Origin of the sequence: Zoogloea oleivorans (genome assembly GCF_008107625.1) — a bacterium.
GTDB classification, from domain to species: Bacteria; Pseudomonadota; Gammaproteobacteria; order Burkholderiales; family Rhodocyclaceae; genus Zoogloea; species Zoogloea oleivorans.
On sequence record NZ_SDKK01000020.1, the window covers coordinates 2035 to 26293 of the forward strand.

Below are 24259 nucleotides of genomic sequence, written 5' to 3' on the forward strand. Positions count from 1 at the left end.
CACATCTCGACTCTACCGATGGGCACGCGGCCATCCGTCAGGTAATGGGTCAGTGCCGCCCAGCGCTTGAGGGTGTAGTCAATGGCCTTGGCGCTGGATGACCCGTTGGGAATCTTGCCCCGACACGCCAGCAACCAAGCCTTGAAGTCCTCCAGCAGCGGCTTAGCCTTGGTCTGCCGTAACGCCTGGCGGGCTTCGGCGTCCAGCTCCCTTGCCTGCTGCTCGATGGCGTAGAAGGCAGCGATTCGCTCCAGCGCCTCGCCGGCGATCTGGCTCTGCCCGTGCTCCTGCAACTCGAAGAACTTGCGTCGGGCGTGGGCCATGCAGCCCGCTTCCGTCACGCCTTTGGCGATCAAGGCCTTGTAGCCCGCGTAATCGTCGCAGACGAGGGTGCCGCGCCAGTCGCCCAGGAAGTCCTGGGCGTGCTTGCCGGCGCGGCTGTCGGCAAAGTCGTAGATCACCGCCCGGACCGGATCGTGGGCACCGATGCTGTAGGACCACAGGTAGGCCCGGTGCGTCTTGCCGGCCCCCGGGTCGAGCATGGCCACCGGCGTCTCGTCGGCATGCAATACCGGGAAGGTGAGGAGTTCTGCCTTCAGCGCATCGACCAGGGCTTGAAGCTGCACGCCCATCTGGCCGACCCACTGGGCGAGCGTGGATTGGGGAATCGCGAGCCCCGCCCGGCCGAAGATGCCTTCCTGGCGGTACAGCGGCAGATGATCCTGATAGCGTGGAGGTTGGCGGGGAGAACCATGGGCAAATCATGCCGTTGGAACACCGCCACGGCCATCGGGACATCCCCCGATGGTGGACCTTCAAATCATCCGGATCGCACCGTCGCCGCTCAGTTTCTGCCAGGGCAGCCCTAGCACCAGCGCGTCGAACTGAGCTTGGGAGAGCGTCAGCGAGCCGTTCCCTTCGGCCCAGCGAAATCTCCCCTGATTGAGCCGCCGGCAGGCGAGCCAGATCCCCTGGCCGTCGTGGATCAGCACCTTCATCCGGGTGCCGCGCCGGTTGGCGAAGAGGTAGGCCTGATGCGGACGCGCCTCGCCGAAGACCTGCACCACCTGGGCAAGGAGCGTATCCATGCCGGCGCGCATGTCGAGGGGCGCCACCGACAGCCACAGGGCATCGACCCGGATCATCCGAGCCACTCGCGCAGCCAGGCGCCACAGGCGGCCGCCGAGGACGCGGGCCAGTCCACCGTGACCACGGCGGTGCCCTTACGCAGTTCCACGCGGATGGGTGGATCAACGCTTGGGGAAAGCTGCACCGGGACAAAGCCGCCCATCGGCTCGGAGGCCGCCACACGTAAGGGCAGACAGGACAACTCGGGCGGCTCGATGCCTCGCTCGCGCATCCAGCGCCGCAGCGGGTTGGCGTTGATCCCGTTGGCCAGCGCAACCCCCGCGACCGAGGCGCCGGGCTCGCCGCAGGCTTCGATCAGGGACTGCTTAAACGCTTCAGAGTGGGTGCGACGGGTACGGAGGGGCTGGGTGATGGTCATGTAAGTGTCCACTTCTAATGCGTAGTGGACACTATGTTTAGCGAGCTAAGCGGTCGGGGGAAGGTGGGTTTGCCGGGGGCTTACCGCCATTGAGCAGGAGGCACGGGAACTCGATACCGAGGCTCGGCAAACACTGCGCCAGCAGAAGGCAACGCTGCTGCTGGAAGCGTTCAAGGCCTGGTTGCTGCAATGCCGGAGAAAGATACCGAGCGCGTCATCCAGCGCGAAAGCCATCGACTACACCCTCAAGCGCTGGGCGGCACTCATCCATTACCCGAATGACGGACTCTAGAGTGTGGAATGCATAGCCGAATAATTTGGTTTGGTGCGCTGCGCTGTCACGACACACTTACTTCATTCGTGCCCTGGGCGCGCTTTGATGGAAGGGTTCGACATGCAGGCTGTGATTGTGGGAGCGGATCGCATTGAGGGCATCCGCAGTGAAATCTTGAGGGTCGCCGACCAGTTCGGCATCAAGGCTATTGACCACTGGACCGGGCGCAAGGCGTCGGAGAGTCGGCGCCAGTTGTCCCGTCGCACCGGGCTGGTGGTGTTCATGTGCGACCGCGCCAATCACATGCTGATGCGCAATGTGCGCAAGCAGGCCGAAGAGCTTGGCATTCCCATGGTTTTCTGCCGCCACTCGGCCACCGAGGTGCGGGAGCGGCTGGATGATTTGTCCTGTGTTCGTTGCGCAAGCCAGGGTACGGCGACGGTGTTGCGCAAGTCCTGAGCGGCATCGACTGTCCGTGTCTGCGGGCAGTCGGTTTGCCGTAACGTAAGGTAAAAAGCTTTGCAGTCAACGCTTGCAAAGCAGTGCAGTTTTACTTGGTTTGAGGGCGGGGAGGGCGGGACTAAAGTTGCCCCTTCCAGTGTTTTTGTTGCACCGCGCCATGTCCAAACTTGCTTCTTCACGGCCCGCCATCGAGCTGCGCAACGTCTCCCGGCGCTACACCGATCCCGGTGGCCGTAGCGTCGGCGTGCAGCCCACCAGCCTGAGTGTGCCGCAAGGCGAAATCCACGGAATCATCGGTTTCTCCGGTGCCGGCAAGTCCACGCTGCTGCGCCTCGTCAATCTGCTCGAGCGCCCCGATGCGGGTGAGGTGATCGTCCATGGCGACGACCTCACCCGTCTGTCCGCCGCCGGCCTGCGTCAGGCGCGGCACCGTATCGGGATGATCTTTCAGCACTTCAACCTGCTGCATAACCAGACCGTTGCCGACAACGTGGCGCTGCCGATGCGCATCGCCGGTGCCGACCCGGCGCGCATCCGAGAACGGGTGCAGGTGTGTCTCGATTTTGTCGGGCTGGCCGAGAAGGCCGACGTCTATCCCGGTCGTCTGTCCGGTGGCCAGAAGCAGCGTGTCGCCATTGCCCGGGCGCTGGCTCCCGAGCCTCACGTGCTGCTCGCCGACGAGCCGACGTCGGCTCTCGACCCGCGCACCACGCTCGATTTGCTGGGCGTTCTGGCCAACGCCAACCGCCAGTTCGGCGTGACCATCCTGCTCGTCAGCCACGAGATGGAGGTGATCCGTCGCCTGTGTCACCGGGTGTCGGTGATGGAGGGTGGGCACATCGTCGAGCAGCTCGATATCGCCGACGGCCGCATTCCGGAAGGTTCGCAATTGGCCAGCTGGCTGTCGGATTTTGGTGCTGTCGGCCCGGCGGCCAGTCCGTCGCCCGCCACCGATGCTGACGAGCCGACACCCCGTCATTTCGCCCTGGAGGCCGCCCATGCTTGATACGCTCATCGAACTGCTGCCGGAAATCCTCAAGGCCACCGGCGAAACCCTGCTGATGCTGGCGATCTGCCTGTCGGCGGCCATCCTTATCGGCGGTGCCCTCGGCCTGCTGGTTTTTCTGACCAGCAAGGGTCAGTCGCTGGAACGCTTCCGAGCCTTCAACCTGATCGCCAATGGCGTGATCAACGTGGTGCGCAGCTTCCCCTTCATCATCCTGCTGGTGGCGATTTCACCCTTCACGCGGGTCATTGCCGGCACCTCCATCGGGCCGCTGGCCGCCAGCGTGCCCCTGTCGATCGCCGCGATCTTCTACTTCGCCCGCCTCATCGAGCAGACCCTGCGCGATGTGCCCCGTGGCGTCATCGAAGCTGCCGAAGCGATGGGTGCCTCGCCGCTGCAGATCATCCGCCACGTGCTGCTGGTGGAAGGCCGCTCGGGGCTGATCCTGGCGGTTACCGTGTTAGCCGTGAGCTTCCTGTCTTATTCGGCGGTGGCCGGCGTGGTGGGCGGCGGCGGTATTGGCGATCTGGCCATTCGCTACGGCTACTACCGTTTCCAGACCGACGTGATGCTTATCACCATCGTGCTGCTCGTCGTGCTCGTGCAAAGCATCCAGTTCTTCGGCCAGTGGTTCGCCCGGCACGTGGACAAGCGTTGAACCCCAATAAAACAGACCAGACCATTCTTGCCAGGAGAACACCCATGAACACCACCCGCCGCCACTTCACCCAGCGTTTGCTGTCCATCGCATCTGCCGTCGGCCTGGTAGCCACCATCGGCTTCGGTGCCGTCACGGCCCACGCCCAGGAGAAGAAAACCCTGACCCTCGGCGCCACCGCCGGCTCCAACTTCGACCAGCTCAAGCTTGGCATCAAGCCGGTGCTCGAAAAGAAGGGCTATACCGTCAAGCTCGTCGAATTCAACGACTACGTGCAGCCCAACCTGGCCCTGGCGCAGGGTTCGCTGGATGCCAACCTGTTCCAGCACATCATCTATCTGAAGAAGTTCTCGGCCGACAAGGGCCTCAACCTGGTGGACATCATCAAGGCACCGATCGCCCCGCTGGGTCTCTATTCCAAGAAGCGCAAGAGCCTGGCCGACGTGAAGGACGGCGATCGGATCACGCTGCCCAACGATCCCAGCAACCTGGCCCGCGCCCTGGTCTTCCTCGAAGCCAACAAGCTCATCAAGGTGAAGGCTGGCCTTGATCCGCTGAAGGTCACCGAGAAGGATGTGGCCGAGAACCCCCGCAAGCTGGTCCTCACGCCCATCGAAGCCGCCCAGCTGCCGCGCACCCTGGATGATGTGGAATTCGCCCTCATCAACGGCAACTTCGCGATTTCCTCCGGCCTCAAACTGACCGAAGCCGTCGTGCTGGAAAAGACCCCCGACCATTACCTGAACGTGGTCGCGGTGAAGGTCGACGACAAGGACAAGCCGTGGGCCAAGGACATCGCCGCCGCCTTCCGTACCCCGGAATACCGCGCTGCGCTGGACAAGCACTTCGCCGGCTACGCCCGCCCGGCGTATCTGCAGTAAGACTGCGCCCCCTGTGGGTCGGACTTCAGTCCGACAGCGCACACTCAGCCAGTCGAGTCGGACTGAAGTCCGACCCACAGGGGTAGCTCCGCGGATTTATCGAAGGAACATTCTGATGAGTACCCAACACCGCCCCTATTGGGACGAAGCTCTGGAAACCCAGCCCCGTGAAGACTGGGCCGCCCTCAAGCTGCAGTTGCTGCAAAAGCACCTGCATCACGCCTACAACAATTCTCCGTATTACCGGGCCAGCTTCGATGCGGCCGGGGTGCATCCGGAGTCGGTACGCAGCCTCGACGACATCCGGCGCTTCCCCTTCATCAACAAACAGACCTTGCGCGAACGCCAGCTAGCCGTGCCGCCCTTTGGCGATCTGGTGGCGGTGCCGGAGCGGGACATCGTTTACATCTCCGCCTCCAGCGGCTCCACCGGCGTGCCCACCGCGTCGCCTTTCACCGCGCAGGATTTCGACGAGTGGATCGACTACGAGGCGCGCCAGTTCTGGTCGTCGGGTCTGCGTCCGGAAGACCGCTACGCCCACTCGCTGAACTTCTCGCTGTTCGTCGGCGGGCCGTGCGTGCTGGGGGCGCAGAAGCTCGGTGCGTTGTCGATCCACGCCGGCACGGTGCCGTCCGAGCGCCTGCTGGCGATTGCGAAGCAGTTCCAGGTCACCGCCATCTGGACCACTCCGTCCTACGCCTGGTACCTGGGTGAAACCGCGGTGAAGGAGGGCATCGATCTTAAAAAGGATCTGGCCATCCGGCGCATCTTCGTGGCTGGCGAGCCCGGCGGCTCGATCCCCGAAACCCGCCAGCGCATCGAAGCCCTGTGGGGCGCCTCGGTGTACGACTACTACGGCCTGTCGGATATCTTCGGCTCCTGCGCCGGCATGTGCGAGGAGAAGGACGGCCTCCACTGGGCCGAGGACCACATCCTCGTTGAGGTGCTGCACCCGGACACCAACGAGCCGGTGGAGGAGGGCGCCCGTGGCGAAATGGTACTCACCACGCTGAAAAAGTCCGCCCGCCCGATGGTGCGCTTCCGTACCGGCGACATCGTCTCCTTCACGTCCGAACCCTGCGGCTGCGGACGCACCTCGATTCGCCTGCAGGGCGTGCATGGGCGGCTCGATGACATGCTGATCATCAAGGGCGCCAACCTGTTTCCCAGCGACGTGGAAGCCATCGCCCGCCGTGATCACGATCTGACCGGTGAATACCGGCTGATCGTCGAGCGCCAGAACCATCTGGATGTTCTTACCGTGGAAGTGGAACGCAGCGCCACCTTCAGCGGCCGTGACGAAGACCTGGCCCATCATTTCGGGCGACAGCTCAAGTCGATTACCGGCGTCAGCGCGGTGGTGAAGATCCTGCCCGCCGACACCTTGCCCCGTGCCACCCACAAGGCCAGGCGCGTCGAAGACCGCCGCAGCGGCGTGTGGGGCTGAGCGCATGAAGCACTCCCGTGGGTCGGACTTCAGTCCGACAGCGCACGCTCAGCCAGGCGAGTCGGACTGAAGTCCGACCCACGGGGATGCGGTGCACCACGCGCGTCAGGGGTGCTGAAAATCCAGCAATGGCTGTTTGTCCGGCAACACTGTCAGTCCCCCGGAGTGGGGTGTCGATGTGGCCTGCTGAGCCGTGGAAACCCTTGCAGGATCAGGCCTTGCGCAGCCCTGTCCGGCCATTTCGGCCGGCAGGTATGGAAGTTGCCGAAGTGAAGGCATCTTTCACCTACCGCTCCGGGGGTTTCATGCGCAAAGCCATTCTTCCTTTCATCGGTGTTACTGCCGCCCTGTCGTTCGTGATCAGCGCACCTGCCCACGCCCAAAGTCTGCAGGCGGCAGCAAAGGCGTTCGACGTTGAGGGGGTGCAGTCGATCCAGTTTGCCGGTAGTGGTCGCTGGTTCCAGTTTGGCCAGGCGCCGGACCCGTCCCTGGCGTGGCCGCGCTTCGACGTGAGCCGCTACGTGGCCGACATCGACTACACCGCCGCCAGCGCGCGAGTTCAGATCACCCGCAGCCAGACCATCGAAGCAGGGCGTCTGCGTCCGGCGCCGGTGGAGCAGCGGGTCGATCAGTATGTAAGCGGCCCCTACGCCTGGAACCTGCCCACCACGGCACCGGCCCAGGGGACTGTGCCAGCGGCTGTGCCCCAGCCGGCTGCCGTGGCCGAACGGGCTGCCGAAATCTGGGCTACACCGCAGGGCTTCCTGAAGGCCGCGCTAGCCAACCAGGCACGGGCGACCACCCGGGCCGGAGGCAGCAGTGAAGTGTCTTTCGCGCTGGAGGGCAAGTACCGTTTTGTCGGCACCCTCAATGCCCGCAACCAGGTCGAACGCATCCGCACCTGGGTCGACAACCCGGTGCTTGGCGACACCCTCGTGGAAACCCGCTTCTCCGGCTACAAGGATTTCGGCGGCGTGCGCTTCCCGGCCCGTATCGAGCGCAGTCAGGGCGGGTATCCGGTGCTCGACCTGCAGGTGGCCGAAGTCCGGCTCAACCCCGCGGTGAGCATCACCGTGCCGCAGGAGATCGCCAGTGCCCCGGCGCAGGTGATCAAGGTGCTCGCCAGTCCGCTGGCCGAAGGCGTGTACTTCCTCACCGGTGGCACCCACCACAGTGTTGCCATCGAACAGAAGGACCACGTCGTCGTCGTCGAGGCACCGCTCAACGAGGAGCGTTCCCTGGCCGTGATCGCCAAGGTCAAGGAAACCATCCCCGGCAAGCCGATCAAGTACCTGATCAACACCCACGCGCATTTCGATCACGCCGGCGGCCTGCGCACCTTTGTGGATGAGGGGGCAAGCATCGTCACGCCCCACGCCAACCGTGCCTACTTTGAAAAGGCCTGGGCCACTCCGCGCAAGCTCAGCCCGGATCGTCTGGCCCGCTCGGGCAAGCCGGCGCGCTTCGAGACTTTCTCGGGCAAGCACGTGCTGTCGGACGGCAAGCGCAGCATCGAGATTCATCCGCTGGCCGGTAGTGGCCACAGCGACGCCTTCGCCTTCATCTACCTGCCAGCCGAGAAGATCCTCATTGAAGCCGATGCCTACACCCCGACGGCTGCCGGTGTGCCGGCACCGGCCAGCCCCAACCCGTACTCGGTGAACCTCTACGACAACATCCAGAAGCTCAAGCTGGACGTGGAACAGATCGCTGCGCTGCATGGGCCGCGGGTGGTCACGCTGGCCGATCTGCGCACCGCCATCGGTCAGGTCAATGCGGCCCGCTGAAATCCTGGATTGGAAATCAGCCGATCAGGAATAAGCATTCAAATTTTTCTTGGTTCGTTAAGCGCAATCGCGTCTCTAGACTCTTCTTCATTCATCGTTACTTCACAGGCACTCTCATGAAATCCCGTCTTGCTCGTCGTTCCCTTGTTTCCCTGGCGCTCGTCCTCGGTTTTTCCAGTCTGGCCCAGGCGGACGTGACGCTGCTCAACGTCTCCTACGATCCGACCCGCGAGCTTTACCAGGATTACAACGCCGCCTTCGCCAAGTACTGGAAGGCCAAGAACAATGAAGTCGTCACCTTCAAGGCTTCCCACGGTGGTTCGGGCAAGCAGGCCCGCGCCGTCATCGACGGCCTCGAAGCCGACGTGGTGACCCTGGCCCTGGCCAGCGACGTCGATGCGCTGCACGACAACGGCAAGCTGATTCCGGCCGACTGGCAGAAGCGCCTGCCGCACAACGCCTCGCCCTACACCTCGACCATCGTGTTCCTGGTGCGCAAGGGCAACCCGAAGGGCATCAAGGACTGGAACGATCTGGTCAAGCCGGGCGTCGAGGTGATCACCCCGAACCCCAAGACCTCCGGCGGCGCGCGCTGGAACTACCTGGCCGCGTGGGGTTACTCGCTCAAGCAGCCGGGCGGCAATGACGCCACCGCCAAGGACTTCGTCAAGAAGCTCTTCGCCAACGTGAAGGTGCTCGACTCTGGCGCCCGTGGCTCCACCACCACCTTTGCCGAGCGCGGCATCGGCGACGTGCTGATCGCCTGGGAAAACGAAGCCTACCTGGCCGTCAAGGAGCTGGGTCCGGACAAGTTCGACATCGTCACCCCGTCGCTGTCGATTCTGGCCGAGCCGCCGGTGAGCGTGGTGGACAAGGTGGTCGACAAGCGCGGCACCCGCAAGGTGGCCACCGCTTACCTCGAATACCTGTACTCGCCCGAAGGCCAGGAGATCGCCGGCAAGAACTACTACCGCCCGATCGACCCGAAAATTGCCGCCAAGTACGCCAGGCAGTTTGCGCCGGTCAAGTTGTTCACCATCGACGCCGTGTTTGGTGGCTGGGCCAAGACCCAGAAGGCGCACTTTGCCGACGGCGGGGTGTTCGACCAGATCAGCGTCAAGTAAGCATCGGGCACGCTCCGGCCAGTGGCCGGAGTCTTTCCGCAACCCTGTGCGCCGGGCCTTTGGTCTGGCGCATTTTTCATCTGGCCCCTCAGGATTTCTTACGTGCTGCAGACCACCCTGATTGTTCCCGGACTCGACAACAGTGGTCCCGACCACTGGCAGAGCTGGATGGAAGGACGTCTTCCCGACGCCCGCCGGGTGCGGCATATCGACTGGCACATACCGGTTCTGGCGCGCTGGGCCACCGAAGTGCGGCGTGAAATCGACGAGGCGCCGGGTGTGGTGTGGATCGTTGCCCACAGCTACGGCTGTCTGGCTTCGGTAGTGGCGGCTGCCGATCGTCCCGAGCGGGTCGCCGGCCTGTTGCTGGTGGCGCCGCCCGACCCGGAGCGCTTCACCGCCTTCGGGCTGCGCGACGGTCGCGAGATTGCCGACCGTGGCGGTTTGTCGTCGTGGATTCCGTCGGCACCCATCGGCGTGCCGAGCATCGTTGTGGCCAGTCGCAACGACCTGTGGGCCAGCTTCGAGCGCACCCTGCACTGGGCCGACTGTTGGGGCAGTGTCGTGGTCGACGCCGGGCAGGCGGGGCACATCAATGTGGACTCGGGGCACGGTCCGTGGCCTGAGGGCCTCGGCATTCTGCACGGTCTGCGCCAGTCGTATACCGGCTTGCCGCTCGGCAGTCTTGATGAAGGCAAGGTCACCAACCGGGGCAAGCGCGGCGCCCTGGCACGCCTGCGTCACCGGACCCGTTTCGACTGGGAAGTGTTTACCGATCTTTCTACCTGAAACGAATAGCAGTCTTGCTGCAATGCTTATTCGTTTTTGCCTGCAAACCTACTGAAATATTGTTGGTTCGTCACCCTGTCGGGCAGGGTTAAGGTGCCTTCCATCTTTTTGATTTTTCCTTAGGAGATTTCCATGCCCAAGTGGTTTGAGGACAACGCCCTGTCCATCGGTCATACCCCGCTGATCAAACTGAACCGGGTTACCGACGGTGCCGGCGCCACGGTGCTGGCCAAGATTGAAGGCCGCAACCCGGCCTACTCGGTCAAGTGCCGCATCGGTGCGGCTTTGGTGTGGGACGCCGAAAAGCGCGGGCTGCTCGGGCCGGGCAAGGAACTCGTCGAGCCGACCAGCGGCAACACCGGCATCGCCCTGGCCTTTGTGGCGGCGGCGCGGGGCATTCCGCTGACCCTGACCATGCCCGAAACCATGAGCATCGAGCGGCGCAAGTTGCTGCTCGCCTACGGCGCCAGGCTGGTGCTCACCGAAGGGGCCAAGGGCATGAGCGGTGCGGTGGCCAAGGCCGAAGAGATCGCCGCCTCCGACCCCGACAAATACGTGCTGCTCCAGCAGTTCAAGAACCCGGCCAACCCGGCCATCCACGAAACCACCACCGGCCCCGAAATCTGGGATGACACCGACGGCAACGTGGACATCTTCGTGTCCGGCGTGGGCACCGGCGGCACCATCACCGGCGTGTCGCGCTATTTCAAACAGGGTCGCGGCAAGGCCATCCAGTCGGTGGCCGTCGAACCGGCGGCCAGCCCGATCCTGACCCAGACCCGCGCCGGCGAACCGCTCAAGCCCGGCCCGCACAAGATCCAGGGCATCGGCGCCGGTTTCGTGCCGGGCGTGCTCGACCTGTCGCTGGTGGACGCGGTCGAGCAGGTCAGCAATGAAGAGTCCGTCGAGTTTGCGCGCCGCCTGGCGCAGGAGGAGGGCATTCTGTCTGGGATTTCCAGCGGTGCGGCCGTGGCGGTGGCGGTACGCCTCGCCAGGCGCCCGGAGAACGCCGGCAAGACCATCGTGGTGGTGCTGCCCGACTCCGGCGAGCGCTACCTCAGCTCGATCCTGTTTGAAGGGGTCTTCGACGCGGCGGGGCTGCCGATATGAGTTTGCGGCATGAGTCGGCCCTGGCATCCAGCCAGGCCACCACCGGCCACTGGGACCTGCCGGGCATCGTGGCCGGGCTGCATGCGGTGCGCGAGCGCTGGCGCGAAGCCCAGGGGCGCAGCCAGGAGTTTGGCGGACGCGAGTTTCCGTCCCGCGAAGCGCTTGGTCAGGTCGTCGAGCAACTGTGCGGGGCGCTGTTTCCAATGCGCCTTGGCCCCGCCGACCTGCGCCAGGAGAGCGAAGACTTCTACGTTGGCTACACCCTCGATGCAGCGCTGCACGGCCTGCTCGAACAGGTCCGGCTGGAACTGGCCTATCAGGACCGTCATGGCGATCTGGCCCCGGAAACCGTGCGCAGCCGGGCGATTGCGTTGGTGGGCGAGTTTGCCGCCACGCTGCCGTCGATCCGGGAGCTGCTCGATACCGATGTGGAAGCGGCCTTCCACGGCGACCCGGCGGCGCGCAGCGTCGATGAAGTGGTGCTGTGCTACCCGGGCATCCTGGCCGTCATTCATCACCGCATCGCCAATCGCCTGTATCGCCTCGGTGCCCCGCTGATCGCCCGTATCGTTGCCGAGCTGGCCCATTCGGCCACCGGCATCGACATTCATCCGGGCGCCACCATCGGGCACAGCTTCTTCATCGATCACGGCACCGGTGTGGTGATCGGCGAAACCGCGGTGCTCGGCAACCGGGTGCGCCTCTACCAGGCCGTCACCCTCGGCGCCAAACGTTTCCAGATCGGCTCGGACGGCGGGCTCGAGAAGGGGCTGCCGCGCCACCCGGTGATCGAGGACGACGTGGTGATCTACGCCGGCGCCACCGTGCTCGGCCGCATCACCATCGGCCAGGGCTCCAGCATCGGCGGCAACGTGTGGCTTACCCACAGCGTGCCGCCGCACAGTCAGATCAGCCAGGCCAGCCTGCAGCATGGCGTGTCCGGCGCGGAGCAGCGCGCCGCATGAACGATCTGCACAAGCGCTTCGGCGCGACCGTGCGCCGCCTGCGGGAAGCCCAGGGTTGGTCCCTGGAAGTGCTGGCCGAGAAGGCGGACCTGAGCCGCTCCTTTGCCGGAGACATCGAACGGGGTGTCGCCATGCCGTCCCTTGCCACCGTCGTCAAGCTGGCCGCCGGGCTGGGGATGACGGCCACGGCGCTGCTGGAGCAAAGCGAAGACTGGCGCCTTTGATTCTTCAAGTCTGAAAGCGCACCGATGAGCACCGATACCGATCGACTCGCCCACTGGTTGGTCAGTGGGCTGGAACTGGATACCACGATTTTTCATGTCGGGCAGTATTGCGGCCCGTGGCGGGCCTCGACGGCCGGGCGTGAGCGGGCCAGCTTCCATCTGGTGTTGCGCGGCGAATCCTGGCTGCATCTCGAAGGGCAGGCGCCGATCCTGCTGCGCGAGCGGGAAGGCGTGTTCCTGCTGCGCGACATTCCCCACAGCCTGACGCCCGATGCCCGTGCCGGCACCGGGTGCCAGCCGCGCCCGATGCTGCCGATGAATCCGCCGGTGGCCGGCGCCTGCGGGCTGGCCTGTGGCTTCTTCCAGTTTCGCGGGCTGCTCGGCGAGCTGTTTCGCAGTGCCTTCCCCGACTACGTGGTGATCCGCTCCGACTCGGCCGCACTGCGGGCGGTGACGCCGCTCTTCGACCTGATCCTCAGCGAGGCCGAGCGGGACGAGACGACCCCGTCGCCGCTCATCGAGCGCCTCACCGAACTGCTGTTCTTCTATGTGATTCGCGACGTGGCCCGCCGCGACGAAGTGGCTGGCGGCCTGCTGGCCGTGGCCCGGCGTTCCGAGTTCGCACCCCTGCTCGACGACCTGCTGCGCGAGCCGGGCAAGCCCTGGTCGGTGGAGGACATGGCGCGGGTGGCGTGCATGTCGCGGGCCAGCTTCTGCCGGCATTTCGCCGAGACCAGCGGTCAGCCGCCGGCCCAGTTTCTGCTGCAGGTACGCATGAAGATTGCTGCCCGGCGCCTGCAGGGCGGCGACAGCGTGCTGCGCGCCGCCGAGCACGTGGGCTACAACTCCCAGGCCGCCTTCACGCGGGCTTTCAAGAAGGTGATCGGCGAGCAGCCGGGGGCTTTCCAGCGTGCCCGTCGCGTGCCGGTGCTGCATGCCCCCGGTTAGACGATTGAGCAAAAAGCAGCGACGCCCGTGCATAGAGAAGCGCGCGCGCGATGGGGAGAATGGACCCCATCAACGAACCCTGCGGAGACCGCCATGACCCGACTGACTGTTCACACCCCCGACACCGCCCCCGAGGGCAGCCGCGCCTTCATCGACACGGTGATCACCAACAACGGCTTCCTGCCCAACTTGATCGGCGTGCTTGCCAATGCGCCGGTGGCCCTCGAAACCTACCTTACCGTGTCGGGCATCAATGCCCGTTCGAGCCTGAGCCTGGCCGAGCGCGAAGTGGTGCAGATCACCGTCGCCGGCGTGCATGGCTGCGACTTCTGCGTGGCCGGCCACACCGCCATTGCGCTGAAGAAGGCCGGCCTTGAACGGGATCTGGTGCGTGCCCTGCAGGAGCGCGCCAGCACCGGCAACGCCCGCTTCGATGCCCTGGTGGCCTTCACCCGCGCCGTCATCCTGACCCGCGGCAAGGTCGCCAAGGGCGAGCTGGCCGACTTTGTGGCCGCCGGTTTCACCGAGCAACATGTGCTCGAAGTGATCCTCGGCGTGAGCCTGGCGACCCTGTGCAACTTCGCCAATAACCTGGCCGGCACCGACATCAATCCGCAACTGCAAGCCTTTGCCCCGGGGGCGCTGGAATCATGAACACCATCATCCGCACGCAGGACGACGCGCTGGCCTGGGCCGCGGCTCATGCCGCCTCGCTCAACGAAGGCAGCACCCACGCCGACGACGCCATTTCGGTGCTCGGCGCGGCTGGCTTCTTCCGCATCGGCGTTCCGGTGGAACTGGGCGGCACTGGCGGCTCCACCTGGGATGCGGCCGAAGCGATTGCCCGCGTTGCCGAGCACTCGCTGACGGCGGCCTTCGTGTTCTGGGGGCAGCGCTGCTTCATCGGCTATCTGCTCGAAAGCGACAACGAGGCGCTCCGTGAACGCAGCCTGCCGGCCTTGCTGGCGGGCGAGCTGGCCGGCGCCACGGGCCTCTCCAACGCGATGAAGTTCCTGTCGGGCATCGAAAGCCTGTCGATTGCTGCCACGCCGGAGGCCGACGGCTGGCGCCTTGACGGCAAATTGCCGTGGGTGACCAACCTGCGCCGTTCCGGCTACGTGGTGGCCGCCGCCGTCGAGCCCACCGACGGTCAGCCGCCGGCGGTGGTGGCCTTCTTTGCCGACACACCGGGCATCACCCGCACCGACGATCTGCAACTGCTGGCCCTGCGCGGCAGCAACACCGCGGCGATTCTCATCGACGGCGTGGCCTCGGGAGCCGGCGAGCTGATCCACGCCGATGCGCGCCGCTTTCTGCCCCGCGTGCGGCCGGCCTTCCTGAGCCTGCAGTGCGGCATGTCGATTGGTCTGGCGCGGGCCTGCATCGGTGCCGCCAAGGCCTCCGGCAGTGCCGTGCGTGCCGGCTTGCAGTCGCGCATCGACGCGCTGGAAGCGGGCCTGGCCCATGCCATCGAGGAACTGAAGGAGGGCCTCGCCAGCGGCAGCTTTGCCGAGCAGGCCGCGCCGCTGTTCAAGGTGCGCATCCGCCTGGCCGGCATCGTTCGCCAGGCGATGGACCTGGAACTCGATGCCACCGGCGGGCGGGCCTATCTGGTGGAGACGACCGGCGAGTTTGCCCGGCGCTGGCTGGAAGCGGCCTTTGTGCCGGTGGTCACGCCGAGCCTGACTCAGCTCCACGGTGAGCTGGTGCGCCAGGCCGCCCTGAGGGCCGCATGAACGCGCCACTGGTGCCTGTTGCGGCGCTGGTCGAGCCGGCCGACCCTGCTGCCCGGCAGACCGTACTGGCGGCCCGCGATGTGGGCTTTGCCCACGCGGGCGTCGGTACGATCTTCGAGAAGGTGTCGCTGTCGATCCGCCGTCGCGAGATTGTCGCGTTGCTGGGCAGCAGCGGTTGCGGCAAGTCCACGCTGCTGCGCGTGCTGGCCGGCCTGGAGGCCCCGGCCACCGGGGATGTGCGCTTTCTCGATCAGCCGCAGACGAGGCCTCATCCGCGCAGCGCGCTGGTGTTTCAACAGCCCAGCTTGCTGCCGTGGCTGAACCTGGCGGGCAACGTCGGCTTCGGCCTCGATTTTGCCCATCAGCCGGCCAGCGACCAGGAAAGCCGTCGTCAGCGCGTGACCGCGGCCATCGAGGCGGTGGGCCTGAAGGGCAGGGAAGGGGCTTTTCCGGCGCAGCTCTCCGGTGGCATGGCCCAGCGAGCCGCGCTGGCCCGGGCGCTGGCGCGAGAGCCCGAACTGTTGTTTGCCGACGAACCCTTTTCGGCCCTCGACGCCATCACTCGCGCCGAAATGCAGACCCTGCTGGTGGATCTGGTGCACCGCTGGCACACCGCCGCGCTGCTGGTTACCCACGACATCGACGAAGCCATCCTGGTGGCCGATCGCATCGTGCTGATGGGCGGCCGCCCCGGCCATCTGGTGCAGGAATGGACGGTGGACATTCCTCACCCGCGGGAAGACTTCCCCAGCGAGGTTACCGCACTGCGCCTGTCCATTCTCGGCGCCCTGCGCCACGCCTGACTCACAGTGACTGACATTAAAGGACTCTCATGGACTACAAGCCTGCTTCACGTGCCATCCATATCTGCCAGTCGTCCGATTGCGACTGCGGGATGACCCGCCGCGACTTTCTGCGCCTGTCGGCGCTCACCGCAGCCAGCATTGCCTCGCCGCTGCTGTCGGCCGGCGATGCGCTGGCCCAGGGCAGCGGCAGCGATGTGCCGGTGAAGATCGGCTACCTGCCCATCACCGATGCCACGCCGCTGCTGGTGGCCCACGGGCGCAAGCTTTTTGAGGCGGAAGGCTTGCACGCCGACAAGCCGCGCCTGTTTCGCAGCTGGGCACAGGTCATTGAAGCCTTCGTGTCAGGCCAGGTGAATGTGATCCACCTGCTTTCGCCGGCCACCCTGTGGGTGCGTTACGGCACCCGCTTCCCGGCCAAGGTGGTGGCGTGGAACCACGTCAATGGCTCGGCCCTGACGGTGGCGCCGAACATCAACAGCGTGGCTGAACTGGGCGGCAAGACGGTGGCGGTGCCTTTCTGGTATTCGATCCACAACGTGATCCTGCAGCAAATTCTGCAAGCCAATGGGCTGGTGGCGGTAACGCGCAGCAAGGACGCCGCGCTCAAGCCCAACGAGGTTAACCTCGTCGTGCTGGCGCCGGCCGAGATGGTCTCGGCACTGGCCGGCAAGTCGATTGCCGGTTTCATCGTCGCCGAACCCTTCAATGCCGCCGCCGAGACGGCCGGGGTGGGCAAGGTGCTGCGCCTGTCCGGCGACGTGTGGAAGAACCACGCCTGCTGCGTGACCTTCCTGGCCGAGCGCGACATCGTCGAGCGCCCCGAGTGGGCCCAGCGGGTCACCAACGCCATCGTCAAGGCGCAGCTATGGACGCGCGGCAACCAGCTCGAAGCGGCCAAGCTGCTGTCGGGCAGCGACGATCACCGCTACACGCCGCATAGCCCGCAGGTGCTCGCCAAGGTGCTGGCCACCACCGACTATGCCGCCTATGAGGCCAGCGGTGCGGCCCGCAACAAGGGCTGGTACCAGCGCCGCATCGACTTCCAGCCCTATCCCTTCCCGTCGTACACCGAGGAACTGGTGCGCGTCCTGCAAAAGACCAGGGTGGAGGGCGACAACGCCTTCCTGGCCAGGCTCGATCCGCGTTTTGCGGCCCGCGATCTGGTGGATGACCGCTTCGTGCGCAAGGCCATCGCCGCGGTGGGCGGGCCGTCGGCCTTCGGCTTGCCGGCCGACCTGCTGCGCAAGGAAGTGCTGGCGGTGTGATGGTGGTGAACGTTCTGCTTCCCTTTGTCGGTCTGCTGGCGGCCGCGCTGCTGTGGGCGGCGGGGGCCGGCTGGCTCACGTCGGTAACCCCGATTGCCGCCAGCTTTGCACCGCTGCCGACCCTTGAAGCCTTGTGGCTGCTGCTGCAGGGGCACGATCTGTGGGAACACGTGGCGATCAGCCTGCAGCGGGTTGGCGTGGGGCTGGTGATTGCGCTGGTGCTGGGCATTCCGCTGGGCGTGCTCACCGGGCTGTCGCCCTTGTTCTCGCGCAGCACCACGCCGCTGTTCCAGTTTGCCCGGATGATCTCGCCGCTGTCGTGGATGCCGCTGGCGGTGATGGTGCTGGGGGTGGGCGATGCGCCGGTGTACTTCCTGCTGGCCTTTGCGGCGGTGTGGCCGATTCTCCTCAACACCGCCGCCGGCGTGGCCCAGCTCGACAAGAACTGGCTGCTGCTGGCGCGCAGCCTGTCGGCGACGCGTCGCGAGACCATCGTGCACGTGATTTTGCCGGGCATCACTGCCCAGATCCTTACTGGCGTGCGCCTGGCCATCGGCATCATCTGGATCGTGCTGGTGCCGGCCGAAATGCTCGGCGTGTCGGCCGGGCTGGGCTATTTCATCCTCGACTCCCGTGACCGCCTGGCCTACTCGGACCTGATGGCGGCCATCCTGGTGATCGGCTTTCTCGGCTACCTGCTCGATCATGCCGCGCGCAGCCTGCACTGGCGCTGGCTGCACGCCTGAGGCCGCCATCCGCCACCCGAAAGCCGTTGGCCCGGTAGTTGTGCAGCACGAGGGTCAGCAACTCGGGCTGCGCACTGGCCTCCAGCGGCGTCTCGATGACGATACTGTCGGGCTGCAGTTCATCGGAAGCTCCTGGTACGAATACGCAGGGACTTTAGGACGGCAGCCCGCGGTCAGGAACCAAGAAAAAGTGCAAACGATATGGAAAGAGCAGCCAGAACATCATCCCGCACCGCCTGCATCGAGATCAGAACGTTAATCTGATGGGGCAGAACGTTAATCTGATGGAGCAGAACGTTATTGTGGGCTATCGGAAGAGGATTAAGGGGCGGCTGGGTCGTTGCGACGTTCCTGCGATGAGGGTTCAGATGGCTGGTAGGCTTGATATTGCATAGGGTCCACGGCACGATGCAAAAAGTCAGGCTCCTCTTCACTTCTACGCGAAAGAACAATCAATGCAGGTCTTCATTGCGGGCACAGGGAAACTCGCAACAGAGTTGCTCGACAAGCTCAGCCCGAACAACGAGTTAGCTGTCTCTCCATGGTTGAGCGAGGCTGCCACCGAGGGACGCGTCATCGTTGTGCATGCCGGCTCCGGTCGCGAGATCGGCAGCATTTCCAGCTTCTGTCAGCGAACCTCATCCGTTCTCGTGGAGTTGGCCACGGGGTCGTTACTTGAAGGTACCCAGCCAAGCTTCCCCATCGTGTTGTGCCCCAACACGAACATCCTCATGCTGAAGTTCATGTGCATGCTGGAACGCTCGGGAGCCCTGTTCAAGGGGAGTCAAATCCGCATTACCGAGTCCCATCAGGCTTCGAAAACCTCTGTTCCAGGCACCGCCGTTTCGATGGCCAGTGCGCTTGGCGTCGCCGCATCCGAGATCATCTCTGTACGCAACACCTCTCAGCAGGCAAGGGATCTCAACATCCCGCAAGACCATCTGGGACGGCACGCCTTTCACCGGATTGAAATTCATGACGGGCCATGCGCGATCTCCATGGAAACGCGTGTGTACGGGGATTCACCCTACGCAAGTGGGGTCCAGCAAATAATTAGTGCCATACAACAGCGGGAATTGCAGAGCCGCGTGTACTCAATTAACGAGTTCATCGAAAACGGTTGGGTTTAGTGCGTTCAAGCTAGGCTCTGCCTAACTGGATTCTAAGGACTTCCCCGTCAAGTACCGGTGCCGTCCGGTGCACTCAAACGTTATATTTCATGAACCACTGGCTGGAAACTTCTAAGCGCAATCTGATTCCATTCGGCGGTGCAGCTAAGGCTTTAACCACTTGGCTACAAGTGCATACAGTTTCTCCGGTACGACCGGTTTTGACATGAAATCACTCATGCCGGCTGCCATGCACTGAGCCCGGTCTTCTGCAAATGCATTGGCTGTCATTGCTATGATCGGCAAGCCACGCATATGCGATTGCGTGCGAATGATTCTGGTGGTTTCCAGTCCGCCCATTTTCGGCATTTGCATATCCATAAAAACCAGGTCATAGGCTTCAATGCTGATTTTTTGCAGGGCGTCCAGGCCGTTGTCTGCAAGGTCCACATGCAGTCCTACTTCCTCAAGGAGTTCTCTGCCGACTTCCTGGCTGACCAAATCATCTTCGACCAGCAGAACCCTGCGCCCCGCATAGCATTCGGCAAGGTGTGCCGCCGAAAAGTCATTTTCCGCAAGCGCCGCGCTGCAGGCTGGTGCCGAGGTCTGCTTTAATATGGCAGTAAACCAGAACTTGCTGCCTTGATTGATGGCACTCTCAACGCCAGCATCGCCACCCATCAAGTTGGCAAGCTTCCTGGCGATTGCAAGTCCAAGTCCTGTGCCGCCGTATTGTCTCGTGGTGGAGTTGTCTGCCTGTTCGAAAGGCGTAAACAACCGGGTGAGGGCTTCTGGTTGAATCCCGATCCCCGTGTCTTCCACTTCAAAGCGCACCAGCGCCTTCTGGTGGCCAATGTCCTCCGTATGGGTTCGGATGATCACTTTTCCCCGTTCGGTAAACTTGATGGCGTTGCCGGCATAGTTCAGCAGAACCTGATGCAATCTCGTCGGGTCCCCCAGCAGATGCAGGTCGGAAGGTCCTATTTCTATTTGTATTTCGAGATTCTTCTCTCTTGCACGGTCTTGCAGCATCGAGACCACGTCGTCCACCACGGCGGCAATTTTTACATGCCGTTCCTCCAGCATGAATTTTCCGGCTTCAATTTTAGACAGCTCGAGAATGTCGTTGATGATTTGCAACAGATGGCGATTGGCTGTTTCTATTTTTCCGAGTTTGTCGCCAACCTCATCCGAAACGCCAAAACGGCGAATCAGAAACGACATGCCTGAAATGGCATTGAGCGGCGTTCTGATTTCATGACTCATGTTGGCCAGGAATGCGCTCTTGGCGACATTGGCGGCTTCCGCAGACTCTCGCTGCATGCGATTGCGAAGCGCTTGGATGCCAAAGGTCACATTGGCCGCCAGTTCTTCCAGGAGCGCGACTTCCTCGCTGGCGAAAGCATTGGCATCTGCGGAATAAATCATTACTGCACCAATGCCTTTTCCGCCAACAAGGAGTGGCAGGGCAATGCTTGAACGATAACCATGGCGAATCGCCAGGTCACGCCATGGAAGCATGCTCGGGTTGGTCAGGATGTCTGAATTAACTTGTGCTGTAGCAGTCCTGATCGCCACGCCGGTTGGTCCGCGGCCGCTTTCCCGGGATTCATCCCAGGAGATGTGAATACCGTCGAGGTAGCCTTCCTCGCATCCGTAATGCGTTTCCGGCCAAACCGTTTTTTCTGCGTCATCTGCTGCAATGCCGACCCATGCCATGACATATCCGCCGGTTTCGACCAGCAGGCGACAAATATCTTCGAACAGCTTCTTTTCGCTTTCGACTCTGACCAGCGCGAAATTGCACTGACTCAGCAGGCGCAGGGCTCGGGATAGTCGCTCTTGCTCCTGCTCGGCGCGCATCCGCGATGTGACGTCTTCAAAGACTGTCGCGAATTTTCCCTTTGCGGGGCTGAAAACGGAGATTGCAAATCCCTTCCCGATGGATTCAAACCAGTGCTCAAAGCGTTCCGCGTTGCCGCTCGACGCAACGCGGGAGTAAGTGTCCAAAAACAGGGTTGGCAGAATGCCATAGACTTCGCTTGCCAGCCGTCCCACGACCGTCTGTCGGCTAAGTCCGGTAATCGACTCGAACGCGGGATTGACTTCCAGGACGCGGTAGTCGATAGCGCGGTCCTCACTATCGAACACCATCTGATGAATGGCCAGACCCTCGGACATGGACTCATAGAGCGAGCGGAAGCGTTGTTCGCTTTCTCTCAATTCGGCATTTGCATCATCGTTTTGGCGATGAGCGCGGGCCAGCACAACGGCGACGGCTATCAGGCTGATACAAAAGAGCGTGGCCAGGAGCAGCGTTATCTTTACTTCCTTGTACCAGCCAGCCAGGAGTTCATCCCGGGCTACGCCGGTATTGACATAAAAGCTGTACTTTTCGTGCTTTTGATATGTGTGAACCCGGGATATGCCGTCAATGCTTGTGACTCTGCTGATGTAGGTTCCAACGGCTGGATTGGCGTTGAGCGCATCCCGGAAGTCGGAAGAGATGACATTGGCGCTGATCGCAGTATTGCCCCCGGCATCGGGGTAGCGCGCGATAACGCCCAGTTTTTCATCCCTCAGGGCGACAGAGCCTTTGTTCCCCAGCTTGACGGCCTTGAAGCGCTCAAGAAAATAATCAATTTTGACGTTGGCAATCACCACTCCGGCGAAGCTCCCGTCCGAATTGGACAGGCGGCGGGAAAAAATAAGCCCCCATTTGCCGCTGATCTTTCCCTTCAGGGGCTCGCTGATGACCAGCCCTGCCTCTTTGTCATTCAAGTGCCGTTGAAAGTAGCTGCGGTCGACAATACCAATTCCTGGCTGTGGCAGGCCCCCTTCAAATCCGTGGGTGACTTCACCGCGCTCGTTGGCTATTCGAATGGAAGCCAGCTCAGGGTGCAGGGCCAGGTGAAACCTGACTTGCTCCTCAATGAATGTCCGGGACTCTCGTTTGTAGTTATCCCAGTGCGAGAAGTTGGACGCCAAGGTCAGCAGGGCTCTATCGACCTCGTCAAATGTCCCGCCGATCTGGTTCAACAACAGCAGGGTGACGTTCTGGGTGGCGGTCTCGGCGTTTTGCTGATGGTTATTGTAGCTTCGATGCAAGGACCAGGCTGAAAGCAGAAAAACAACGCCGCAGAGCGCCATGACGATGGCCGCGAGTTTTCCGATGTATCGATGATAAATATTCATCGTGCTGGGCATGCTGAGTTTGGTTGTTGTCTTGAGGGCCACGAATACCTTATGACCTCCGTTGGCGTACCTCGGGCACTTGGCAGGCTCCGGAGAGACTGGTCGGTGCCGCTTGCCGTGGGTTGCTCGCCGTGACGAGTATTCTGGTGCATGCGGGGCCGGAAAACTAGTAGTTATTGATTAGTTTCATTACTAGTTTTTCTGGATTACCGAGGGAATGACAGGGCGTTATATTCGAGAAAATGCAGCCAGGGTCTGCAGCAAGCGCACGACATTGCACTCCCAATCTTATTCCGGTCAATGCAGCCATTATGGAATCCATCGTGCCCTTGGCAGATCTCGTACGCTATTTCAACATGCGACTCCGCCAGACCCCTGTCTGGAGCAATGAAGACGGGCTTGAATTTGAAAACGGGCGAGTGTGCGCGCATTTTAAAGGGCGTGTTTTCAGCACTCTGTTTCAACCGCAGGTAAATCGCCGTGATCAGATAGTCTGCCATGAGGCCTTTTTGCACGAGATTGCACCTGAAGGTCAGGGGCTGCCGGCACAAATGATTTTCAGGCAGGTTTGCGACCATGAACTCCTTCAACTGGATCGCCTTGCCCATGCCTTGCATGCGTTGAACTTCGTACTCCAGCGCGGCAAGCATGACGGCTTCCTTGCGTTGAATGTCAGCCCTCATTCCTTGCCGGCATTCCAGGACGACATCATCGCTTCGATTGCGTCGAACTTTGGCTTGAGTGCGGAGAAAATCATTTTCGAGTTTTCCGACGACGGCTTCGCGCCAGTGGCTCGGCTTGCCGGCACCATCGCCCGCTATCGCGCGAAAGGGTATCAGGTTGCGATCGACAATTTCGGCCGTTACTCCTGGGATCTTGAGCGGCTTCGGGCGCTTGCCCCGGACATCGTCAAGCTCGATCAATGCCTGATCGGTCGTGCCGGTCACCTCAATCTGGCCAGGCGGGTTCTGTTGGAATTGAGCGCGGAAATCAGGAATGTCGGCATGCTGGTTGTCAGCCAGTGCATAGAAAACGCGCAGCAACTCCAGGTGGCCAGGGAGAGCAGTGCAAACTGGTTCCAGGGCTATTTGATCGCGCGTCCAAATCCCGTCTGTCAATCATTCGTGTGCAGAAAACCCTGCCAAGCCCGCACCAACGCTTAGCGTCCTGACCCGGGACGCGCGTTAAACCGGTGCCCGGTCAATGCGCGAGCGTCCTTCGTCAAAGGCGCGCTGGCACGATTTGTCGCTGATTGACAGGCAATCCACAAGATCACGATAATCCACCCATCTGCGGGAGAGAGAGCCCTGGACTTCCAGACTCCGCCGAAGGCGCAAACTCCCATAATCGCTCAGGCATGCTGAACCGCAGAAATGATTCGCCGGCTGGAGAGAAGTTCTGGGCGTTTTGACGCCTGGCAACTCACCGAAGGGGCAAGCCCTTGTTGGGCTCAAACTCTCAGGTAAAAGGACAGGGGGAGAGGCGTCACAGAAGCACTCAATTTGAGTGCTTCTGATATTTGATGGAGTCTCTCCTTATGTTGGAAAATCTCGCCCACGTTTTTCAGCCTCTCGCTACCAAGCAATTCGACCTGTTGCTGGTCATCTATCTGGTCGCCATCACCACCGAGGCCATGTCCGGTGCGTTGGCCGCAGGACGTCGCAACATGGATATCTTCGGGGTGGCCGTGATTGCATTTGTGACCGCCCTGGGAGGTGGAACCATCAGGGATGTTGTTCTGGGAAACTTTCCAATCGGCTGGACGCAACATCCCGAATATGTATATCTGGTTATTCTGGCCGGTTTGGCCACGACCTTGCTTGCCCGCTTCATGCATCATATGAAAAGCGTCTTCCTGATGCTGGATGCGATGGGGCTGGTGGCGTTTTCCCTGATTGGCTGCAATGTCGCCCTGCAACTTGATTACCCTGTGGTTGTCATCATCATGGCGGGCATGCTGACGGGGATATGCGGGGGAATTCTGCGCGACGTGCTCTGCAATCAGGTGCCTGTTGTCTTCTGCCGGGAGTTGTATGCCAGCGTGTCACTCTTCGTTTGCATGCTCTTTCTCGGATTGAAGACATTGGGAGTCGATTCCGACCTCAATACGGTAGTGTGTTTTGTCGTCGGTTTTGGCTTCCGCATGCTGGCGCTGCGCTTTGGCTGGAAGCTCCCGACTTTCTCCTATCAGCAGCGATGGGATTAGCAGGCCGATGCAAA

General features: G+C 62.6%; 23 protein-coding genes, 2 pseudogenes and 1 riboswitch. Of the genes and pseudogenes, 21 read left to right on the plus strand and 4 right to left on the minus strand.

All coding sequences use genetic code 11. The annotated features are described in order from the left end of the window. From tnpC to ETQ85_RS18780, 3 genes and pseudogenes are all read right to left on the minus strand, one after another. Positions 1-731, minus strand: a pseudogene (tnpC, locus tag ETQ85_RS18770) (IS66 family transposase); the annotation flags it as partial. A gap of 84 nt (positions 732-815) precedes the next feature. Continuing rightward, the gene (gene tnpB, locus ETQ85_RS18775; RefSeq protein ID WP_222862210.1) at positions 816-1145 is read right to left on the minus strand and encodes an IS66 family insertion sequence element accessory protein TnpB; all 330 of its coding nucleotides are present in this window, start codon (positions 1143-1145) and stop codon (positions 816-818) included. After that, complete coding sequence (locus ETQ85_RS18780; RefSeq protein ID WP_246128818.1) at positions 1142-1519, minus strand: transposase; 378 nt, start codon at positions 1517-1519, stop codon at positions 1142-1144. Before ETQ85_RS18780 ends, tnpB begins: the two co-directional genes overlap by 4 nt. 70 nt (positions 1520-1589) lie before the next feature. Here ETQ85_RS18780 and ETQ85_RS27480 point away from each other — a divergent pair. From ETQ85_RS27480 to ETQ85_RS18880, 19 genes and pseudogenes are all read left to right on the plus strand, one after another. Next, positions 1590-1799 (plus strand): annotated as a pseudogene (locus tag ETQ85_RS27480) (IS66 family transposase); the annotation flags it as partial. 102 nt (positions 1800-1901) lie between these two features. Next, positions 1902-2240 carry a DUF2325 domain-containing protein gene (locus tag ETQ85_RS18790; RefSeq protein ID WP_187394769.1) on the plus strand — a complete coding sequence of 113 codons (339 nt, stop codon included), beginning with the start codon at positions 1902-1904 and terminating at the stop codon, positions 2238-2240. 160 nt (positions 2241-2400) lie between these two features. Then, positions 2401-3249, plus strand: a complete 849-nt coding sequence (locus tag ETQ85_RS18795; protein WP_148580621.1) for a methionine ABC transporter ATP-binding protein — start codon at positions 2401-2403, stop codon at positions 3247-3249. Then, complete coding sequence (locus ETQ85_RS18800; RefSeq protein ID WP_148580622.1) at positions 3242-3907, plus strand: methionine ABC transporter permease; 666 nt, start codon at positions 3242-3244, stop codon at positions 3905-3907. Before ETQ85_RS18795 ends, ETQ85_RS18800 begins: the two co-directional genes overlap by 8 nt. Before the next feature lie 44 nt (positions 3908-3951). Continuing rightward, positions 3952-4788: a MetQ/NlpA family ABC transporter substrate-binding protein gene (locus ETQ85_RS18805; RefSeq protein ID WP_148580623.1), complete on the plus strand. Its 837-nt coding sequence runs from the start codon at positions 3952-3954 to the stop codon at positions 4786-4788. 115 nt (positions 4789-4903) lie between these two features. Continuing rightward, positions 4904-6235 (plus strand): phenylacetate--CoA ligase family protein, encoded by a 1332-nt coding sequence (locus ETQ85_RS18810; RefSeq protein ID WP_187394770.1) that lies wholly within the window; start codon positions 4904-4906, stop codon positions 6233-6235. A 305-nt stretch (positions 6236-6540) separates the two neighbouring features. Then, positions 6541-8022: an MBL fold metallo-hydrolase gene (locus tag ETQ85_RS18815; protein ID WP_148580624.1), complete on the plus strand. Its 1482-nt coding sequence runs from the start codon at positions 6541-6543 to the stop codon at positions 8020-8022. A gap of 116 nt (positions 8023-8138) precedes the next feature. Beyond that, entirely contained in the window at positions 8139-9146 is a 1008-nt protein-coding gene (locus ETQ85_RS18820) for a sulfate ABC transporter substrate-binding protein (protein WP_148578749.1), read from the plus strand. Between the two features lie 102 nt (positions 9147-9248). Next, entirely contained in the window at positions 9249-9935 is a 687-nt protein-coding gene (locus ETQ85_RS18825; protein ID WP_148580625.1) for an RBBP9/YdeN family alpha/beta hydrolase, read from the plus strand. A 132-nt stretch (positions 9936-10067) separates the two neighbouring features. After that, the gene (gene cysK, locus ETQ85_RS18830) at positions 10068-11045 is read left to right on the plus strand and encodes a cysteine synthase A (protein ID WP_148580626.1); all 978 of its coding nucleotides are present in this window, start codon (positions 10068-10070) and stop codon (positions 11043-11045) included. After that, positions 11042-12010: a serine O-acetyltransferase EpsC gene (epsC, locus tag ETQ85_RS18835; RefSeq protein ID WP_148580627.1), complete on the plus strand. Its 969-nt coding sequence runs from the start codon at positions 11042-11044 to the stop codon at positions 12008-12010. Before cysK ends, epsC begins: the two co-directional genes overlap by 4 nt. Continuing rightward, positions 12007-12234, plus strand: a complete 228-nt coding sequence (locus ETQ85_RS18840) for a helix-turn-helix domain-containing protein (protein WP_148580628.1) — start codon at positions 12007-12009, stop codon at positions 12232-12234. Before epsC ends, ETQ85_RS18840 begins: the two co-directional genes overlap by 4 nt. A gap of 24 nt (positions 12235-12258) precedes the next feature. Further along, the gene (locus tag ETQ85_RS18845) at positions 12259-13182 is read left to right on the plus strand and encodes an AraC family transcriptional regulator (protein WP_148580629.1); all 924 of its coding nucleotides are present in this window, start codon (positions 12259-12261) and stop codon (positions 13180-13182) included. Positions 13183-13275: 93 nt separating this feature from the next. Next, on the plus strand, positions 13276-13836 hold the full coding sequence (locus ETQ85_RS18850) for a carboxymuconolactone decarboxylase family protein (protein ID WP_148580630.1): 561 nt from the start codon (positions 13276-13278) through the stop codon (positions 13834-13836). Further along, the gene (locus ETQ85_RS18855) at positions 13833-14918 is read left to right on the plus strand and encodes an acyl-CoA dehydrogenase family protein (protein WP_148580631.1); all 1086 of its coding nucleotides are present in this window, start codon (positions 13833-13835) and stop codon (positions 14916-14918) included. Before ETQ85_RS18850 ends, ETQ85_RS18855 begins: the two co-directional genes overlap by 4 nt. After that, on the plus strand, positions 14915-15721 hold the full coding sequence (locus ETQ85_RS18860; protein WP_148580632.1) for an ABC transporter ATP-binding protein: 807 nt from the start codon (positions 14915-14917) through the stop codon (positions 15719-15721). Before ETQ85_RS18855 ends, ETQ85_RS18860 begins: the two co-directional genes overlap by 4 nt. A 29-nt stretch (positions 15722-15750) precedes the next feature. Then, entirely contained in the window at positions 15751-16989 is a 1239-nt protein-coding gene (locus ETQ85_RS18865; RefSeq protein WP_148580633.1) for an ABC transporter substrate-binding protein, read from the plus strand. Next, the gene (locus tag ETQ85_RS18870) at positions 16989-17735 is read left to right on the plus strand and encodes an ABC transporter permease (protein ID WP_187394771.1); all 747 of its coding nucleotides are present in this window, start codon (positions 16989-16991) and stop codon (positions 17733-17735) included. The genes ETQ85_RS18865 and ETQ85_RS18870 overlap by 1 nt, the downstream gene beginning before the upstream one ends. Before the next feature lie 455 nt (positions 17736-18190). Beyond that, positions 18191-18865 (plus strand): dihydrodipicolinate reductase C-terminal domain-containing protein, encoded by a 675-nt coding sequence (locus tag ETQ85_RS18880; protein ID WP_148580634.1) that lies wholly within the window; start codon positions 18191-18193, stop codon positions 18863-18865. Positions 18866-19009: 144 nt separating this feature from the next. Here the strand turns inward: ETQ85_RS18880 and ETQ85_RS18885 are convergent, their stop codons facing one another. Continuing rightward, entirely contained in the window at positions 19010-22081 is a 3072-nt protein-coding gene (locus ETQ85_RS18885) for an ATP-binding protein (RefSeq protein ID WP_148580635.1), read from the minus strand. Between the two features lie 269 nt (positions 22082-22350). Between ETQ85_RS18885 and ETQ85_RS18890 the strand changes: the two genes are divergently transcribed. Both ETQ85_RS18890 and ETQ85_RS18895 read left to right on the plus strand, forming a co-directional pair. Next, positions 22351-23202, plus strand: a complete 852-nt coding sequence (locus tag ETQ85_RS18890; protein WP_246128819.1) for an EAL domain-containing protein — start codon at positions 22351-22353, stop codon at positions 23200-23202. Between the two features lie 210 nt (positions 23203-23412). Next, positions 23413-23523, plus strand: a riboswitch (glycine riboswitch). A gap of 53 nt (positions 23524-23576) precedes the next feature. Continuing rightward, positions 23577-24245 (plus strand): trimeric intracellular cation channel family protein, encoded by a 669-nt coding sequence (locus ETQ85_RS18895; protein WP_148580636.1) that lies wholly within the window; start codon positions 23577-23579, stop codon positions 24243-24245. Positions 24246-24259: the final 14 nt, after the last annotated feature.

Coding starts and splice junctions, on each gene's coding strand:
- ETQ85_RS18850 (WP_148580630.1), top strand. CDS start 13,276: ATGACCCGACTGACTGTTCACACCCCCGACACCGCCCCCGAGGGCAGC.
- epsC (WP_148580627.1), top strand. CDS start 11,042: ATGAGTTTGCGGCATGAGTCGGCCCTGGCATCCAGCCAGGCCACCACC.
- ETQ85_RS18895 (WP_148580636.1), top strand. CDS start 23,577: ATGTTGGAAAATCTCGCCCACGTTTTTCAGCCTCTCGCTACCAAGCAA.
- ETQ85_RS18795 (WP_148580621.1), top strand. CDS start 2,401: ATGTCCAAACTTGCTTCTTCACGGCCCGCCATCGAGCTGCGCAACGTC.
- cysK (WP_148580626.1), top strand. CDS start 10,068: ATGCCCAAGTGGTTTGAGGACAACGCCCTGTCCATCGGTCATACCCCG.
- tnpB (WP_222862210.1), bottom strand. CDS start 1,145: ATGATCCGGGTCGATGCCCTGTGGCTGTCGGTGGCGCCCCTCGACATG.
- ETQ85_RS18800 (WP_148580622.1), top strand. CDS start 3,242: ATGCTTGATACGCTCATCGAACTGCTGCCGGAAATCCTCAAGGCCACC.
- ETQ85_RS18815 (WP_148580624.1), top strand. CDS start 6,541: ATGCGCAAAGCCATTCTTCCTTTCATCGGTGTTACTGCCGCCCTGTCG.
- ETQ85_RS18820 (WP_148578749.1), top strand. CDS start 8,139: ATGAAATCCCGTCTTGCTCGTCGTTCCCTTGTTTCCCTGGCGCTCGTC.
- ETQ85_RS18840 (WP_148580628.1), top strand. CDS start 12,007: ATGAACGATCTGCACAAGCGCTTCGGCGCGACCGTGCGCCGCCTGCGG.
- ETQ85_RS18870 (WP_187394771.1), top strand. CDS start 16,989: ATGGTGGTGAACGTTCTGCTTCCCTTTGTCGGTCTGCTGGCGGCCGCG.
- ETQ85_RS18790 (WP_187394769.1), top strand. CDS start 1,902: ATGCAGGCTGTGATTGTGGGAGCGGATCGCATTGAGGGCATCCGCAGT.
- ETQ85_RS18890 (WP_246128819.1), top strand. CDS start 22,351: ATGGAATCCATCGTGCCCTTGGCAGATCTCGTACGCTATTTCAACATG.
- ETQ85_RS18855 (WP_148580631.1), top strand. CDS start 13,833: ATGAACACCATCATCCGCACGCAGGACGACGCGCTGGCCTGGGCCGCG.
- ETQ85_RS18880 (WP_148580634.1), top strand. CDS start 18,191: ATGCAGGTCTTCATTGCGGGCACAGGGAAACTCGCAACAGAGTTGCTC.
- ETQ85_RS18805 (WP_148580623.1), top strand. CDS start 3,952: ATGAACACCACCCGCCGCCACTTCACCCAGCGTTTGCTGTCCATCGCA.
- ETQ85_RS18810 (WP_187394770.1), top strand. CDS start 4,904: ATGAGTACCCAACACCGCCCCTATTGGGACGAAGCTCTGGAAACCCAG.
- ETQ85_RS18845 (WP_148580629.1), top strand. CDS start 12,259: ATGAGCACCGATACCGATCGACTCGCCCACTGGTTGGTCAGTGGGCTG.
- ETQ85_RS18860 (WP_148580632.1), top strand. CDS start 14,915: ATGAACGCGCCACTGGTGCCTGTTGCGGCGCTGGTCGAGCCGGCCGAC.
- ETQ85_RS18865 (WP_148580633.1), top strand. CDS start 15,751: ATGGACTACAAGCCTGCTTCACGTGCCATCCATATCTGCCAGTCGTCC.